Source organism: Bradyrhizobium sp. Rc3b (genome assembly GCF_900114915.1).
GTDB lineage: Bacteria > Pseudomonadota > Alphaproteobacteria > Rhizobiales > Xanthobacteraceae > Bradyrhizobium.
The window spans coordinates 1-16242 of sequence record NZ_FOUS01000034.1 but is presented as its reverse complement, the minus strand read 5'-3'; the positions used below and the strand labels follow the sequence as shown (position 1 = coordinate 16242).

The 16242-nt window shown below is 57.7% G+C and carries 10 protein-coding genes and 2 pseudogenes; 4 read left to right on the top strand and 8 right to left on the bottom strand.

From position 1 onward, the window contains the following. Window positions 1–1708: 1708 nt before the first annotated feature. Together panC and BM190_RS38760 are read right to left on the bottom strand one after the other, a co-directional pair. Window positions 1709–2408 (bottom strand): annotated as a pseudogene (gene panC, locus BM190_RS38770) (pantoate--beta-alanine ligase). Between the two features lie 1858 nt (window positions 2409–4266). Continuing rightward, window positions 4267–5799, bottom strand: a complete 1533-nt coding sequence (locus BM190_RS38760) for a porin (protein ID WP_092263214.1) — start codon at window positions 5797–5799, stop codon at window positions 4267–4269. Window positions 5800–6285: 486 nt separating this feature from the next. Between BM190_RS38760 and BM190_RS38755 the strand changes: the two genes are divergently transcribed. After that, entirely contained in the window at window positions 6286–6768 is a 483-nt protein-coding gene (locus tag BM190_RS38755; protein ID WP_092263212.1) for a MarR family winged helix-turn-helix transcriptional regulator, read from the top strand. 232 nt (window positions 6769–7000) lie between these two features. Here BM190_RS38755 and BM190_RS40150 read toward each other — a convergent pair whose 3' ends face one another. Further along, window positions 7001–8002, bottom strand: a complete 1002-nt coding sequence (locus BM190_RS40150) for an alpha/beta hydrolase family protein (protein WP_143109193.1) — start codon at window positions 8000–8002, stop codon at window positions 7001–7003. 627 nt (window positions 8003–8629) lie between these two features. Then, window positions 8630–8881 carry an ABC transporter permease gene (locus BM190_RS41510; protein WP_244550901.1) on the bottom strand — a complete coding sequence of 84 codons (252 nt, stop codon included), beginning with the start codon at window positions 8879–8881 and terminating at the stop codon, window positions 8630–8632. Between the two features lie 498 nt (window positions 8882–9379). Between BM190_RS41510 and BM190_RS40885 the strand changes: the two genes are divergently transcribed. From BM190_RS40885 to BM190_RS41505, 3 genes and pseudogenes are all read left to right on the top strand, one after another. Beyond that, complete coding sequence (locus tag BM190_RS40885) at window positions 9380–9532, top strand: hypothetical protein (protein ID WP_177237544.1); 153 nt, start codon at window positions 9380–9382, stop codon at window positions 9530–9532. Window positions 9533–9986: 454 nt separating this feature from the next. After that, a pseudogene (locus tag BM190_RS42020) lies at window positions 9987–10669 on the top strand (ATP-binding protein). Window positions 10670–10902: 233 nt separating this feature from the next. After that, on the top strand, window positions 10903–11046 hold the full coding sequence (locus BM190_RS41505) for a hypothetical protein (protein ID WP_244550900.1): 144 nt from the start codon (window positions 10903–10905) through the stop codon (window positions 11044–11046). Between the two features lie 551 nt (window positions 11047–11597). Here BM190_RS41505 and BM190_RS38725 read toward each other — a convergent pair. From BM190_RS38725 to BM190_RS38710, 4 genes are all read right to left on the bottom strand, one after another. Next, window positions 11598–13373, bottom strand: a complete 1776-nt coding sequence (locus BM190_RS38725) for an ABC transporter permease subunit (protein ID WP_092263201.1) — start codon at window positions 13371–13373, stop codon at window positions 11598–11600. 18 nt (window positions 13374–13391) lie between these two features. Then, on the bottom strand, window positions 13392–14447 hold the full coding sequence (locus BM190_RS38720) for an ABC transporter ATP-binding protein (protein ID WP_244550899.1): 1056 nt from the start codon (window positions 14445–14447) through the stop codon (window positions 13392–13394). Between the two features lie 100 nt (window positions 14448–14547). Next, entirely contained in the window at window positions 14548–15654 is a 1107-nt protein-coding gene (locus BM190_RS38715) for an ABC transporter substrate-binding protein (protein WP_092263200.1), read from the bottom strand. Window positions 15655–15910: 256 nt separating this feature from the next. Next, the coding region (locus tag BM190_RS38710; protein ID WP_143109192.1) for a M24 family metallopeptidase at window positions 15911–16242 on the bottom strand (332 nt) is incomplete at its 5' end.

The window sequence follows — 16242 nt, the reverse complement described above, 5'->3', positions numbered from 1 at the left end:
ACGAGATTGTTCCAAATGCGCTCAGCATAATTGCCCGGCTTGTCGGTGGCCCCGACCAGCACAATGTTGCGAGGGTGCAGCATCGCATGAATGCCTTTGATGACGGGATTTGCATCATGCGCTGGCACCCAGCTGTTCGCTGACAACGCGGTGGTCAAAACACTATCGTTCATGGTCAATGCTCATTCCCTATTCGCGCGCACATCGATACACTTGGCCTTGGCGGTTACGATGTCGACACGCGCTCACTGCTATCTTGATCGACTGCTTTCATTGAGGAAAGCTATCGAGTGGGTATACTGGAATTTCGACTTGGAATGGCTGGCACGTCCATCGGATCCGCGACTATCCAATTCAACGCTTTGTTCTGCTGACGATGCGGTCCTGCCCCCTGAACCACCCCGCGTAGACAATGCAATTGCGCGCGCATCGACAATGGATGGACGTAAAGCACGATGCCGCTTCTTTCTGTCTAACGAACACGTAAACGCACGAAAGTCAGCGCGAGGAACCAACGATCATTCTCGCAATAGGATTGCGACCGCATTATTCGAAGCAAGCCGCACCAAACAGCACGACCACAAGAACTCGGTCGTCGGATGAATGGCCTGAAGCAATTTTAACACCTCGATTGCTGACTCCAACTGGCACGAGTCCTCAGTTGCGTTGCAGCTCTTATTCCGTCGCATTCTTAGTGAGCTCGGTAGCCGAAGTTCTTCAATGTAGAGGATTGCCCAGCCGAAATTCTGCACATCGCTGGACAATCGCGCCGCTTTTCGTGCCACGGGAGACCCATGGAGCGAGAGCTCGCAAAATTTCTACGGCGGGCTTACCGTCGAGTTTTGCACTCCATCGCTTGACCAGAGGCCTGATCTAAATCTTTCCGAATCACTGCATGATTGTCGCAAACGACGGTCAATCGGTTCGGCGTTTCGCGCGCGTGCCGCGACAGCGCCGCGGGATTGTGGAGGCCATGGTTATGAACGGCTGACAATCGCGGCCGGATGACTCCGGCGGGACGCATCCGCGACCAAAGGCAGTGGGCGATCTCCTTCAAGAGATCGCACAGCAGGAACACGGCCGTTGCCGCCAAGCTCTGCGGAAAATTCATCCTTGGAACCACCATCGGTACTTGCGCTAGAGCAATAGTCGTATCCTCAAGTCGAGACTGAGGAACGGCTCTCTATCGGCAGGATCGACGGTTCTATGGCGAGTAGCGCCAGGACGCAGACAAGTTTCTTCTGATCGCAGCCTTGCCGCTCCAGAAGTGCCATCGCCTTGTTGGCGCGCTTGAGGCGCCGGTATTTCGCGCTTCGTCGGCCCGAAAGGGATCTCCTCGGCGGCGGTCGGGAAAATGAGCTGCTGGCCGGGACTCCGAAACAGAGAGCCGGCCTTTGCCGGAAGGTCTTCGCCACGCCGTACCGCATCGAGCCCACCACCCTCGACACGCCCTCGTGTTGCCGGGAGCAACCGCTCGGGAGGCGCGACCGTATTCTGTTGCCTGAACGAACAATCGTCACCATCGGGCCCTTCCGGCGCTCGGAGAGGCAAAGCTTTGGAAGTGGCAAGAACTGACGGTCCGCGCGCCGACGCTGCACTTCTTTGAAGATGATCACTTCGGCTCCCCCCAACGAGGACGAGGACGGCTTGCGGAAGGCGCTTCGCGTCGGAGAGCTTCAATCAAGCCGCTTCCTTCGCCCCACTCGCGCTACGGAGTTGGCTGAAGTATCACGTCGTCGATAAGCCTCGTCGAGCCGACATAGGCCGCCACGTACAGTGCCGCGGGGGCGGCACAGGGGACTGAGGACGGCTTGAGCGTGTCACCGTCGACGAGCTCAAGGTACTGCAGGCGATCGACCGTTTCCAAATGCGCCTTGGCAATTGCAATCAGCTTGTCCACGTTCCGCTCTCCCAAGCGGAAACTCCCCGCCGCGGCGAATAGCCCACGACTGATGGCGAGGGTCGCCCCCTGTCTTCGTCGCTGAGATACCGGTTGCGGCTGCTCATTGCGCGACGGTCCCTTCCCGAATGGTCGGCACAGTGACGATCTCGATCGGAAGATTGAGATCGATGGTCATCCGACGCACGACCGCGCACTGCTGAAAATCCTTTTGGCCAAAGAAGGCGGCGTCCGGCTGCGCCATATTGAACAGCTTGCACATGACCGTCGCGACCCCGCGAAAATGTTCCGGCCTGAAAGCTCCGCAGAGCGGCTCCGCGAGTTCGCTTGGTTCGACAAAGGTGTCGAATTGAAGCGGATAAACCTCCCGCACAGCGGGCGCGAAGACGATCGCAACACCCGCATCGCGGCACAATTTTCCATCCCGCTCGAAGTCGCGCGGATAAGTGCTGAGATCCTCGTTCGGCCCGAACTGAGTGGGATTGATGAATATACTAACCACGGTAATGTCGCACTGCGCCCGGCTGGCCTCGAGTTGGAAGCGGTTGCCTGGACTAGGCGATCGACTTTATCACGCGCTGTCCTCCGCGGAAGCGCAGCTGAACTTTCAACGCGCAATTCCATGGAGCCGAACGCGATTGGCTCATTGCCGGCACCGTGAGAACATGGCCCATGCCTGACCTTCGGAGGTGGCTGCCTTGAGAAAACTCCTTGCGCGAGCAGCTCTGAGGCACCTCTTGTTTGACCGTCATCTCCAACCTTTATTCGATGACAGAGGCTTGCGTTAGTTTGGGTGCGTGGGACTCGTGTCCACTGAATCAAGTCGACTTAGGCCGGAGAGAGTGGGTCATCCGCCCGATGCACAGCTTCATACGCACTGGCATTGATCCATGACATCGAGACCGCCCCTACCCGGAGCCAGCAGGAAGCGGCTGCCGTCAGGGCCACAAGTCCTAAAGGGACGATCTCATCTGCGCCGCTCTAAAAGAGAGGCGACAACGGAAAGAGGGGGAAATGGCTTCCCTCCCACCGTCGACAGCATTTGTAGTCGCAATATTCCTTTCGCGACGCAACATCTCGCACGTATCCCGAACCTAAGGAATGCGAACGCAGTTCAGGCTCCATCCCCGAGTGGGTCCTGTGGTTCACAAGTATAAATCTAATGCGCGGTTCTAAGCGCTCCGCCTGCGCGGCTGATCTTCGTACTCACGAGCATTCAAGGCCACTGGGAAGAGCGCTTGCGCGCCGCGATCCGTCGATAAACTAGGCAGCTCTCATCCAGCGAAGCCATTTCCGATCGGCGTCCCGACGGGCCATGAGACGATCAACGCACTTTTTCGAGCAAAGTGCGGTTCGCCAACAATAATACCTGATCAGTCCGAACTTTCCGCCACATATTGCGCAGCATTTTACTGAACCAACGCGTAAGTGGGAGCTCTTGCTCATTCGTCGCCTCCTGTCGGCATTTAGCGGGCTACCCCCTTCGCTAAAGGACCAATTTGACACCACATTCGGGCGTCTGGTTCCCGCCAACATTCGCTTCATGTTTGAGGACTACGGTGGCCAGTTTTATTGTGGCCGGCGTTTGACGAAGCGCACATCCGCGCGGCTTCGTGCCTCACTCCTGAGTTGTAACTAATTTTTGATCTCAATTAATGCAAATGGTGGCGCATCTTCGACTAAATTATGCATCGGATCTGCGCATATCGGTGGATTGCAGCACGCTGAGCCACGTAAACGCTGCCACCAGCGAAACGAGGTTCTTGCCTCCGTTCGCAAGCTCTCAGCCGGCGACATGGGCTCCTCGGATCGTTGCAGTACGACGTTGTCGATCAATCGAGTTGCGCCCAGGTAAGCGGCGGGCGCGGGGCGCGGCCAAGGCCGCAAAAAAAGAGTCTCAGCTGGCTTGAGGGTCTCGACATCGACAAGCTCAAGGTACTCCAGGTGGGGCGCAGCTCTTTCGGCTGTCTGCGTCGTCGCCACCGTGAGGCGCAGGGCCGATTGCTTTCGACGACATGATGGGAAGCTTCTTCCATATCCTAAAGACGGCAGTCGTCTGCCATTGCGGATACGAAATTGCTGCGCCGTGTCGTCATCACGGTGTCCGCAACTCATCAGCCGTGCGAAGTGTCCTCGTGCAGAGAACTGGGATGTGGTGAAGCTGAGGATAAGCAGCACAGGAGTGCATTCTTGAGACGAGTGATCCACCTATGCAACCGTCATAGTTCGGGAGAGATAATTGTCCTCTTTCGGGTAAGGGGAGCCGAGACAATAAAAGGTCCCCGGCGGGCATGCCGGGGACCTTCTTGGAGGTCAAGTTAGAAACATAGAGCCGCTTTTTCTCCTTTTGCTACTTTGACAGAAACTTACCAGTTGCGCTGGGCACGGAACATCACCTGCAGAGCGCCCTGGTCCTTCAGTTCGTACGCGCCGGCCGGCTTGGCGACGCCAGCCTGTACCGGCAAGGTCACCGTGCTTCCACTCGCATATTTCTGGTCGAGCATCGTGTAGGCCACTTCGGCCGTGAACGTCAGTTTCTTGACGGGCGACCAGCGCGTGGTGAATCCAACAACCGAGTAGTTAAAATCAGGGTTGCAACCAGCCACGCCGCTCGACAGCGCAAGACTCGCGACGAATGCACCGCAAATGTATCCCTTCGCCGTGCTGTTGTATCGCACAGCTCCCCAGCCACCGAAAATGACAGAGCTCCAATATGGGTTCCAATTGTGAGTGTATGCACCATTGAGACCATAGGTCGTGGTCAGCTGCTGGCCTGCACCTGCAACGAACACCGAGTCTGAAACACCGGCAAGGCCGACACTCTGATAGGCTCCGGCCACTCCCGTTCCGCCATATATCGCGTAGGTGAACGGCGTGTACTGCTGAAAGTTGAACACGCTTGCGCCGTTCGTGTAGACACCCTGAACGTTGATCGTGTCACCGGGACCGGTCGGGATGTTCTTGATTGACAATGCCAGCTGACCGGCCCAGCCCCACTTATCCCCCGGATGCCCAGTCGTTTCATCGGCTCCATAATAACCAGCATGATTGTCGTGCGCGGCGACCGATGCCTGGAAGAGGCCCCAAGCCTGATCGACACGCAGCATGGCTACGAGATCGGGAGCCGCCGAACCGCCGATATTACCAGCACCATACGCGCCTGTGGCGAGACCTGCAGCCGTCGCACCGCTAACGTTCCAGATATTTGTCGTACGGGTAACCTGGTCCTCCACCGAGAAGGAGGCTGTAACGCCTTGGCCGAAGTCGGCGGTATAGGCGAACTGGTTGACAGCCTCCCATCCCGCGCCGCCGGGCATGCCGTCGAAAGAGTTTCCGGGGTAGTTCGTCCACGGTGAGGCGAACTGCGACTGCGCTCTGCCAAACGTAAAACCTGCAAACTGCAAGAAGGCGTAGTACACGGAGAGCGACCCGCCAGCGACCGATCCGCTGCCGCTGCCGGCAGGATTATTTCCGGTATAGGCGGTCGCACCGTTGATCGCGGCGCTCCCGGCACCACCATATCCGCCCGCGGTCCAGGTGAAGGCTAGTTCTGCGTAGGTGCGAAGCACACCATACTCTGTCGCCGTTCGCGTATCGGTACTGAAGTCGAAACGCGATTGCGCCGTATAGTAATTACTAAGGCGATTATGCGCACCACCGAGGCCACTGGCGGCAGCACCCCAGATGCTGTTCGTGCCAAGCCCGACTGTAGCGCGCACATAACCACCGAGCTTGATGCAGGTATCGGTCCCGGGAATGTAATAGAAGCCAGCACCATACAGCGAGCAAATCTTCACATACTCGACCGCCTTAGCCTTTACAGGAAGGTCTGCAGCATGGACCCCAGAGCTGGCAAACATTGCCGCAGAACCGAGCACAAGACTCTTCGTCAGTTTCATGGATGAACCTCCAAGTTGGAAACGTAGTTTCCGTCCTTCAAAGATCCGCCGCTGCTAGCCTCACCTACTTGGCGGGTGCTTGACGGACGACGTCGAGGCGCCCCCTCTCCGTCAGCCAAAGGTCTAATTCGTCTAATCAATTGTCGCAATTAATTAATACCAACAATTGATAACTCGCTGTTCAATGTTGCAATCTGGCCACAGCACGCACCGCAAAGTGGGGGATGGCGCTACCTTGCCAAAAAAAGAACCTCCAGGGGGCATCCCGGAGGCTCTCCTTGGAGATTTACATGACCGTTGAAGAGTCCCCTCGAACGATCTGATGTTCACGTTGCCGAAATTAATTGCATATGTCAATTGATATTTTACATGATGCCTATGCCCGGCTCGGCCTTTCATGAGACAGAGAACCTGGATACCTGTCAGTGGGGAAGTCACGCAGGCGCCTCATCAGGGGTCTCCTGAGGTTTTGACGGAATAACCAATATGGCTGAAAAACCATCAATCGACCGGGCCGTTAGGGACTTCATCTGGAACGTTGTTGAGATCCATTCTCAACTTGAGGAAATACATAAGAGCTGGGCAGAGCTACTGGGCTTAACCGAGCCGCAATGGCTGATCCTCATGGCTATCGACGAACTCGACGAAGGTCGCGGCGTCTCGGGGATAGCGGTTGCAAGCAAACTCCGAGTTCATCCCGCGTTCGTTACCAACCAAACCAAAAAGCTAGAAACGATGGAATTTCTGACGCGCGAGCCATCGCCAGATGACGCAAGGTTCATTCAAATGTCCCTGACATCGAAAGCTCGTGCGGAAATCTCGAAACTCTCGACCAAGAGGGAAGCTCTCAACTCCACGTTATTAGAGGGGCTGGACGGGGCGTCACTAGACTATCTGAACAAGCGGCTAACCTCGATCGCGAAGAACAGTCGATTGGCATCCCAAAAGCTGAGCATTGGCGTGTTGTAGGTCTGAATGGATGAGCGCCGCATCAGCCTGAGCGCTCCCATCATTTGCGTCCACAGGAACCTGATGGCTGCAGACAGCGCCGACAAGGTTTTGAGTCTAGTAAGTACAGTCCTTGGACTTCTCTGGGTCGTGCATCGCTCCCGTCATTGAGCATCCATTTAGGCTTGCACGAACATCGATCTCGCGAACGATTTATAGGTCCACGGACACTCACGAATTAATGAGCTGACCGCTAGGAGATCGGGAGAGAAAGGTAGTGGCTAGGCGCCCTCTCCGACGACTCGTCGCAGGTTGAATTTTGTGAGAGCCTCTGCGCCAGCCATCTGAAGATGCAGTCATCCGAGCTAACAAAGTTATCAATCGCCTCGCCTTGGCATCCTCGAATGAGTTGCGGCATGAGCAAGTCTACGTCGATGCGCGCCGCCACGCAAACAGCCTGCAATTTGATAGCCTCAGAAACGCTGACGACACCGCGCCCACCGGCGACCACGAGTATTGGGCAATTTAATAGCCGAGCTAGCCGTGAGCGATATGCCGACAACATCTCGTTATCCGCGCCATCATCGGTGGACGTCATCCAACCAATAGATTTCAGCGAGCGCGTCCAATTCCAAATGCCACCATCACAAACTGCAGCGGCAACGCGGCGATCGTATGCGGCGAAACCAGTAGCCAAAGAGGCCGATAATCCGTCTCCGTAAACGCCAATCCGACTACTATCAACATCCGATCGAGCCGACAAATGATCCAAACAGTGAGACAATACGACTTCCGATTCACCACGCGCGCGATTTGCCACCTCAGCGTGGGAGATCACCAGGACAGACATGCTGTGGCCAACCATTACAGGCAAAAGCCTGCCCAGCAGGGTCGCTGCTTTTTCTTCTTCGCTGCTGACGCAAATGACTGCTGGCGCCGGAGGATTCGGAGCACCGGCGGCCAAATAGTAGCCGCCAATTTCCCCCAGATCGTCGCACGCAATCCGCACGCTCTCCACCTCCCGGCCGAAGGATACTCCGATTCTCCGAACGCCAGCCTCGACTTTGGCGGAAACGTCGGCGCTTCGTGGATCATCGTCACGCACTAGCCTCCTAGCGACCTCGAAAGCTGTCAGCGCACAAAGCCAAGCCTCGGTGGCCTCATCGAACTCTTTTTTGTTTATGTTGAGGTCAGCGAGGCGGCAATAGGCATCTCCGGTCCCGGTCCATGTCGCGACCCAGCCGCGGCGAACCATTTGGGCGCAGTCATCCTCCGGCGGTAGACTGTCTAGGAACGCCGAAGCGGTCCGTCGTGCGGACACGAGGTCGCCTCTGGCATGAGGCCAAGCACCAAAGTCCATCGATTTGCCCCTCGGTGAAGATCCTTATCCCTTCGCACAGCTTGAGCCCGTCATTCAGCTGCTCCCGCGGAGATTGACTTATTTTTAGAGAATTGCTTCTCAGGGTCGCATTGTCTTCATCTCCTTGTTAAGAATTTAACAAGAACTGAGCGCCGAAATATCCCAATGGAGGGGCGCTCAACTTAGAAAATCTGTGTCCGAAGACAGCTCTACGAGTTTTTTATGCGCATGGGGCCATCCGGCTTGGAGAAGCAAGAACATCGATACGAGCCCCTGCTAGCGCGCCCCAAGATGCCGATATATGTTTAAAGTCAATTTTGTGACGTCAGGATCGGCCGTTTAAGCAGTGATCTAGTAGGACGCCAGCAACTTTCGGCCTTACCGTCACCAACTAACGTACAAACAATTAGCCAGCCCCCAGGCAGAAACACGAGCATCAATGCTACAGGGCAAATCGTCTGATCGATCTCATGCCGTATGTTTTCCGACATCTTCGAAGGCAGCGTGCGGATCGAGGATGCGCTAACCAGCCGGAGACCTCTTGACGACTTCGTCGAAGAGTGAAGGAAAGGAAACAGGGCTCCCGCCGATGATGCCCGGCCGCACCAACGGCAGCGTCACTCTTGTGAAGGTTCGAAGTGGATTGGCCCGCATACTTTTTGCCGCCAGCTCCAAACGACGGTCGAAATTTGCCAGAGTCGCCGAGACGATCACGACGACATAGGCGGTACCACCGATGCTGTGCGTCAGGATAATGCAAGTCTTCCCGACCATTTTCCACGAGCCGCTGTTGCTCGCGCGTTGGCAGAACATCGTGGCCCAGCGCTACCGGCGAGATCACCGAGTTGGGCAGTGGAGAGCCAAATGAGCGCCACCGGTCCCGTGGAGACTCCCATACTGGTCTCGGCGCGCCACCTTGAGCGCCGGACAGATTCAAACCAAAAATTGCGAGCATAACCCGGTTAGTCCCAGGAGAATGAACGCCGAGCAGCGATGCCCGCGAGATCAAAGGAGGTGTCGACTCGAGCCGCGATAAAACTTGATAGCATGTCGTCGCCTAACCCGCCTAGCGCGGGTGGGGTTATATAGAAGCCAGGGCAAAGGACGAGGACCAGCAACGAGCCGCTGCGAACGCCTGGCAAGCTAAGCGGGAAAAACCCACGCCAGAATGCGGCGAAGCGGCGTGAACCCATGCTACGGGCCGCCGCGCAAGCGACTTGTCAATCTCCAGCATCACACTCACAAGCGGAGAACTATGACCGGAGGCATGGTATGGAACGTGCCGATGTAGACGGCCAACCGATTGTAGATGAGCGGTACGGGGCTAGAGATGACGCCGACATCGAGCAGGAGATTATTGATCAAGCCTCGACCGCCAAGGTACACGATACAGGCGAAGTGCGCACCAGAAAACTGGTGAGATAGGGAAATCACGACCTTCAAGATCCGCTAAGAATCCATTCGTTCCACCGCTCGCGGAGCCGATCGGAATTTGTCTTTCCGTCCCTTTCTGGCCATACCATTGCTCTTGATGACAAAACCGGTCGTTAAGTAGTCGGGACTATACGGTGTGAGGCAAGCTGTTGCCGGTGGCCGCGAGCCTCAAGGCCGGCGCGCTGCCGATTGGCTTAGCCCACCAGTGAAGCTGAAGCACGACGTGGCTGGGGAGTTTGCGCGCTTTCACATTCGAGGCAGCCCCTCAACCAGGTCACACTCGCTGCCCAGCGCGACCGATTTTTCATCGGATTTTCGTGTTAGCCGCCGCCGAGGAGCCGGCGATCCTTCATCCCAATAGCCGCGGCGCGCGCTGCTACAATTGAAAGACCTCCCATGCTCCCATCCGGCTCTCGATCAGCTCGACGTCCTCGGCCTTGTCGGCATGCCAAGGCCTTTGCCGAGATCGAAGCCTCGGGCAAGGCCGGGGCCATGAGCCACGCCGAGTGGCTTGAGCTTCTGCTCGACCGAGAGATCACCCATCGCTATGACCGAAAGCTGCTGCCGCGGCTGCGCTATGCCCGTCTGCGTCACCAGGCCGCCATTGAAGACGTCGACTACCTCGCCGCGCGTGGCCTCGTTCGCGGACTCTTCCAGAAGCGCCGAGGGCAACTGGATCGACGCCCGCACTGATCATCACCGGTCCAACGGGCGTTGGCAAAAGCTAGCTCGCCCCCGCCTTGGGCCACAAGGCCTGCCGCGATGACCGCTCCGTTCTCTATCAGCGACCGAACCTTTTCGGTGATCTTCAATTGGCCCGCGGCGATGGCCGCTATGGTCGGCTCTTCCGCGCCCTAGCCGGCGTCCAGCTGCTGATCCAGGACCATTGGGGACTTGAGCCGCTCACCGCCGAGGCGCGTCACGATCTGCTTGAGATTTTCGGAGAGCGCTGCGCTCGCCGCTCCGCCACCGTCAACAGCCAGTTGCCGGTCGAGAAATACGAGGTGATCGGCATCCCTTACGACGTCGTCGACGTCTCGTCCAAACGCTAAGCGCGTCGAGCTCGCCGGCGAGTCCTTGCGCCGCAAGCGCGCCCACAGATCAGCCGCGCCCAAGGCTGAGCCGTAAAGGCTGTGGCTATGAAGCTTGTCCTGGAAGACAAGCTTGGACAACGCTGCGCGTTGCCCACATACCCACAGCGCAGCACAATCAAAAAGATGAGATCAATAGGACGATTGACAAAGCCGGCTCAGCGCCAACATCCGATCGCCAGCGGCACCGGCCCAGGAGGCGATTCATGTCGGAATCGGGGGGCGAGATCATCTCGGTACGCAGGGGCGACTTCCTCGGAATCTGCATCGATGAGGGTGCGGCCTGATCTGGTCGGTGCTGACCACGCCCGCCAACATCAACGACACCACGCCGGCTCCGATCTGATCCACGGCGACGAAGCCGTGGTGTGGGCCGATGCAGCCTATGACAGCCATGCCAGGCGGCCCGGCTGAAAGCTGAAGGTAAAAAGCCTCGCATCGCCCACCGCCACAAGGCATCATCCGGAGCTCCCGCCCCGGATCAAGCGCTACAACCCTGACGACGGCTAGCGGTCGAGACCACCTTCACCACCCTCAAATCCGCATGCGATTGACCTGCATCCGTTATGTCGGTTTTGCCAACGAACAGATCCTGCTCGCCTCCATCGCCTTCAAATGACGAAATGGGTTGCCATCGCAGCCTGAACCGCCCGCAGAGTGCGACGATCACATTCGCCGCCAATTCCTGCAACCACAACCTTCTCCCCAGACCGTTTCAGCCCCAAAAACAAGCGGAACAGGTCCAAATAGCCGGTGGAAAGAGCATTTAATGCTTGTCGACACCGCATAAGCCGCGAGAGATCCGAGACGATCTGGGTGCTAGCCTCCCGGACGAAGCGGATGCGATAGTTCCAAATGCGCCTTGTCGAAACTGAGAGCGAAGAAGAGCAGTATCATCTGGAAGTGAGTTCAACGTTCGCTATTCCAATCGAGGCAACCAGCTCCGATGAAGGCTGAAGATCAGCTCAAGCCGCGGCATCCGGGAGCGCGTGCTCAGCGCTCGGCCTTGATCGCCACCACGTGACGTAGATGGCGGCTAACCAGAGCACTGGCAGAAGCACAAGCAGCGACGCCACTGCGGCGATCGTCGGGTCGATCTCGTGGCGGATATTCTCCCACATCTTCAGCGGCAGGGTACGGATCGATAGCCCGCTGACCAACGATGTTTTGACGACCTCATCGAAAGAATGGAGAAACGCGAACAGGGCCCCCCCCATGATCCCTGGCCGGATCAATGGCAGCGTCACCCTCTTGAAGGTCTGCAGAGGGCCTGCGCGCATGCTCATAGCTGCCTGCTCCAGCCGGCGATCGAAGCTCGCCAGGGTCGCCGAGACGATCACCACGACATAGGCAATAGCGCCAAGGCTGTGCGTCAGCGCGATGCCAGTCTTCGTACCGATCAGTCCGAAGCTAAGCAGACCGAGGTATGCCGATATGCCGACGACAATGCTCGGCAAGGTGATCGGCGCCAAGAGCAGCAAGGTGAGAATGCTGCGTAACTTTGGAGAGGTGCGGTTGAGGCCGTAGGCAGCGAGTGTGCCCACGATGGTCGAAAGTATCGTGACCGCAACGCCAATCTCGACACTCGTCAAGGCGGCACCGGTCCAAGAGGGATCGTCGAAGAAACTGCGGTACCACTTCAGCGAGATACCGGGCGGAGGGAATGTCAGGAACTCGCCGGCACTAAAGGACATGATGACAACCACGACGCTTGGAAGCAGCAGAAAGAGCATGACAGAAACCACGAACACGGCGCGGGCAATTGTCCGCCGACGGATGTTGCTCGCTTGGTACAGCTTGGCATTCCAGCGCTTCGCTCGATAGGAAGCCGCAAGCTCATTGGAGAAGCGTTTGATCGCGCTCAACAAACGCACCGGCTTCCACGAGGACTCCGGCATCGGCCGCACTGCGCGGCCCTGCGTACCGGCAAGATCAAGCCCGAAAATGGCGAGCATGACTGCGGCGATGCCCAGAAGGATGAAGGCCGATGTGGCGGTGCGCGCCATATTGAAGGAGGTCTCGACCTGCGCCGCGATGAAGGTCGACAGCATGGCATCGCGCAGCCCGCCGAGGGCGGCCGGCGTGATATAGAACCCGAGGCAGAGCACGAAGACCAGCAGCGATCCGCTGCGCACGCCCGGAAGGCTAAGTGGGAAGAACACTCGCCAGAAAGCGGCAGAGGGTTGCGCACCCATGCTGCGGGCCGCGGCCACCAGCGATCGGTCGATGCTCACCATGACGGTGACTAGGGGAAGAATCATCAGCGGTAGCATGATCTGCACCATCCCCACGTAGACGGCCATTCGGTTGTAGATGAGCGGCAATGGGCTCGAGATTAGGCCTAGTTCGAGCAGCACGTTGTTAACCATGCCGCGGTCACCCAGAATGACTATCCACGCGTACGTGCGAACTAGTAGGCTTGTCAGGTAGGGGATCACCACGAGCACGATGAGGGCGGTACGCAGGTTTTTCGGGGCCGACGCCATCAGATAGGCCGTGGGATAGCCGATAATGACACAAATGGCGGTGACCACCAGGCTCACCTCGATCGTCTGAAAAAGTACGCGAACGTTCGCTCCCTGGCGGAAAAACGCCTCATAATTGGCGAGTGAGAAAGCCGGTGCATCGAGACTGGTCAGGAAGAGCCGGATCATCGGTATGCCAAAGACGGCGAGCAAGATAGCGAAGGCGGGCACGGCGAGCCCGACCGGCTTTAGGCTGAGTTTCTGAGGTATGCTCATTGGTCTTGCTCTGGCAGCTCACGCACTGACGAACCGAACGTCGGACCGCAGCCATTCGAGCCGCACCTCGTCGCCGGCGCGGAAGACCGGCTGACCCGCGGCGACATGCTCGCGCACGACAAAGGGGGTGCTGCCGACACGAACATGGTATTTCCGTAGCGGGCCGGCATAGATCATATCGGCCACGGTACCGATAACCGACTGGCGCTGGTGCGAATCGGCGCGCTTCGGGCTTGCGGGAGGGGCGACACAAATTCGCTCCGGGCGAAGCATGGCCACGGTACCGGACGGCTGCACCATATCGCTCTCGATTTCGAACCCGGGGTTTTCGAGGATATTGGCCTCGCCCAAAAATTTCGCCACGAAGCGTGTCGCCGGCCTGTCGTAGAGCATCTCCGGCGCATCGATCTGTTCGATGCGTCCGTCGCGCATGACGACGATTCGATCCGAGAGCGTCAGGGCTTCGTCTTGATCGTGCGTGACGCAGACCGTGGTGATAGCGAATTCTTTGTGCAGCACCTTGAGTTCGACCTGCATCTGCTCGCGTAGGCTGCGATCGAGCGCGCCGAGCGGCTCGTCGAGGAGGAGGATCGGCGGATCAGCAATAAGAGCACGAGCAAGCGCCACACGCTGCTGTTGCCCACCACTCAATTGCGATGGCATGCGGTCGCCGAAGTCATTGAGGTGTACGCGCTCCAGGATGCGCTCAACCCGCTTTATCCGCTCAGCGGGCTTCATCCCGCGCATTTCAAGCGGAAATTCAAGATTGCGACGCACGGTGAGGTGCGGAAACAGCGCATAGCTCTGAAAGACGATACCTTGGTCGCGGCGATAGGAAGGCACGGCAGCAACGGACTTGCCACCAATCAGGATATCGCCCTTACTTGGAGCCACGAAGCCGGCAAGCAGCATAAGCGTTGTTGTCTTGCCCGAACCACTTGGACCGAGAATAGTAAGGAATTCGCCGCGACGAACGGCCAACGAGAGATCGTTAACCGCCGCGACCGCTCCGTAAAGCTTTGTGATATTGCGAAACTCAATCTGCACAGGCTCCTGAAATTCGACGATGTGCAAGTCGCACCTCGTGGGTCGGTCTACGGTATTCAACATCGCGCCCTTCATCGATATAAGCCGAGCGGCACGACGGCGTGCCAAGGCTCTCATGGCCCCAGATCTAGCGGAGTATCCACTCGTTCCAGCGCTCGCGAAGTCGCTCGGTGTTGGTCAGACCGTCTGCTCCGCGCTCACTGTACCACCCCATATTGATGGGGACGGCGCTTGCCAAGTACTCAGGATGGGTAGGAAGTTTGCGCGCCACCTTCTCCTCCAGGAGCTTGAAGGCGTTCCGATTGGCGGGACCTTCCGGGAAGAGCTGCGATAAGGCGGCTTGGCGCTCTGCACGCGTCGCGAATTCGATGAACTTCTGCGCCTTCTGCGCATTCGGGCTGCCCTTCGGGATCACCCAGTAGTCCCACTGCAGCTTGGACTGGTTTCGATTGAGCTCCATCGGCGCGCCCCGGGAAACCGCCAGACCGGCGCGTCCGCTATAGGATTGCACGAGGTCGGCCGCCTTGTCCTGCATGATTTGCTGGATCTCGGATCCAACAGTCCACCATTTCCGGATGTGCGGCTTGATCTTATCCAGGCTGGCGAAAATGTGGTCGATGTCCATTGGGTAGATCTTGTCCGGAGCCACGCCGTCCGCCAGCAGAGCTTCCTCCCAGGGGCCCTCCCCTCCATTTCGGCCGGATACCAGCGCACGAACGCCAGGAAACTTCTTGACGTCCCAGAAGTCCGCCCAGTTGGTGGGCCGGGGTTGGTTCGCGGGGAATTTCTCTGTGTTGTAGACCATTAGGTAAGAAAAAATCACCATGCCAACGCCGAATGGCTGCTTGGCGAAGTCGAAGAGTCCGTCGAGCTCCTCCTTCTTGTAGATCGAGTAATCGATTGGCTCGAGAAGGCCCTTCTCAGCAGCAACAAGGGCTGAGCCTTGACTCATCGGAAAGACATCGACGCTAACGCTATTCGTGGTCACCATCAGCTCAAGCTTCGCCAAAGTGAGCTGGTCGGTGAGCGCACTCACCTTGATCCCGGTCGCGGCTTGGAACGGTTTGGTATAGGCTTCGATGTTCGCCTTTCCCACATCACCACCGTTGACCATGACTCGCAGCTCGTCCGAGGATACCGCCAAAGCACGGCCTGTAATGGAATCCAGCGCCCCGATCACAAGTGCAGACGCCCCCCCTTGCGTGAGGCGTCTGCGATCCACCAACACACTCATTTTTCCCTCTCCATTTATTTCCGTGATCTTCGCCGGTCCGAAACCTTCAGCTTTTAGGCAAATATTACTGGTTCAAGGAAGCGGAATTCTCCAATATATGGCCTAAGAAGGCTTGTATTCCGCACAAAGGCGCAAAATGTGCGCACTAAAGCCTCGGCTGACAGGCTACGCGCCATCGTCTGGGATGCAGTGCCCGCTACCAAAGAAGCCGGGTGCGACCGCCGGCTAATTGGTGCATCCATGATCTGCTTAGTCACTAGGCCCGATAGAGCGTATGTGGTGTACGACTGAGGATCTCTGCACCACGTTCGGTCACTAGGACGGTCTCGCTGCAGCCAAACAGGTAATCGTCTTTCCCGAGGAGAATGACTGGCATGTGAAGAGTCATGCTGGTCTCAAGGATGTCGATTGCGCCGGGCTCCAGGCTGACGTTGCCACGTTCGTTCCAGGGGGCACCGGTTTGGTATCCAACCCGATGATTAAGGGCCTGTGGTTGCACGGATCGCTCAATCACTTTGCGCGCTGCGGCATCCACTTCTCCCGCCGTCACACCCGGCTTGATCGCGGCAACAGCAGCTTCAAGGACCT

Bases quoted from the DNA above. Each gene is read 5' to 3' on its own strand.
- BM190_RS38760 (WP_092263214.1), bottom strand. From the start codon at position 5,799: ATGAAACTGACGAAGAGTCTTGTGCTCGGTTCTGCGGCAATGTTTGCC.
- BM190_RS38755 (WP_092263212.1), top strand. From the start codon at position 6,286: ATGGCTGAAAAACCATCAATCGACCGGGCCGTTAGGGACTTCATCTGG.
- BM190_RS40150 (WP_143109193.1), bottom strand. From the start codon at position 8,002: ATGGTTCGCCGCGGCTGGGTCGCGACATGGACCGGGACCGGAGATGCC.
- BM190_RS41510 (WP_244550901.1), bottom strand. From the start codon at position 8,881: ATGGTCGGGAAGACTTGCATTATCCTGACGCACAGCATCGGTGGTACC.
- BM190_RS40885 (WP_177237544.1), top strand. From the start codon at position 9,380: ATGGAACGTGCCGATGTAGACGGCCAACCGATTGTAGATGAGCGGTAC.
- BM190_RS41505 (WP_244550900.1), top strand. From the start codon at position 10,903: ATGAGGGTGCGGCCTGATCTGGTCGGTGCTGACCACGCCCGCCAACAT.
- BM190_RS38725 (WP_092263201.1), bottom strand. From the start codon at position 13,373: ATGAGCATACCTCAGAAACTCAGCCTAAAGCCGGTCGGGCTCGCCGTG.
- BM190_RS38715 (WP_092263200.1), bottom strand. From the start codon at position 15,654: ATGAGTGTGTTGGTGGATCGCAGACGCCTCACGCAAGGGGGGGCGTCT.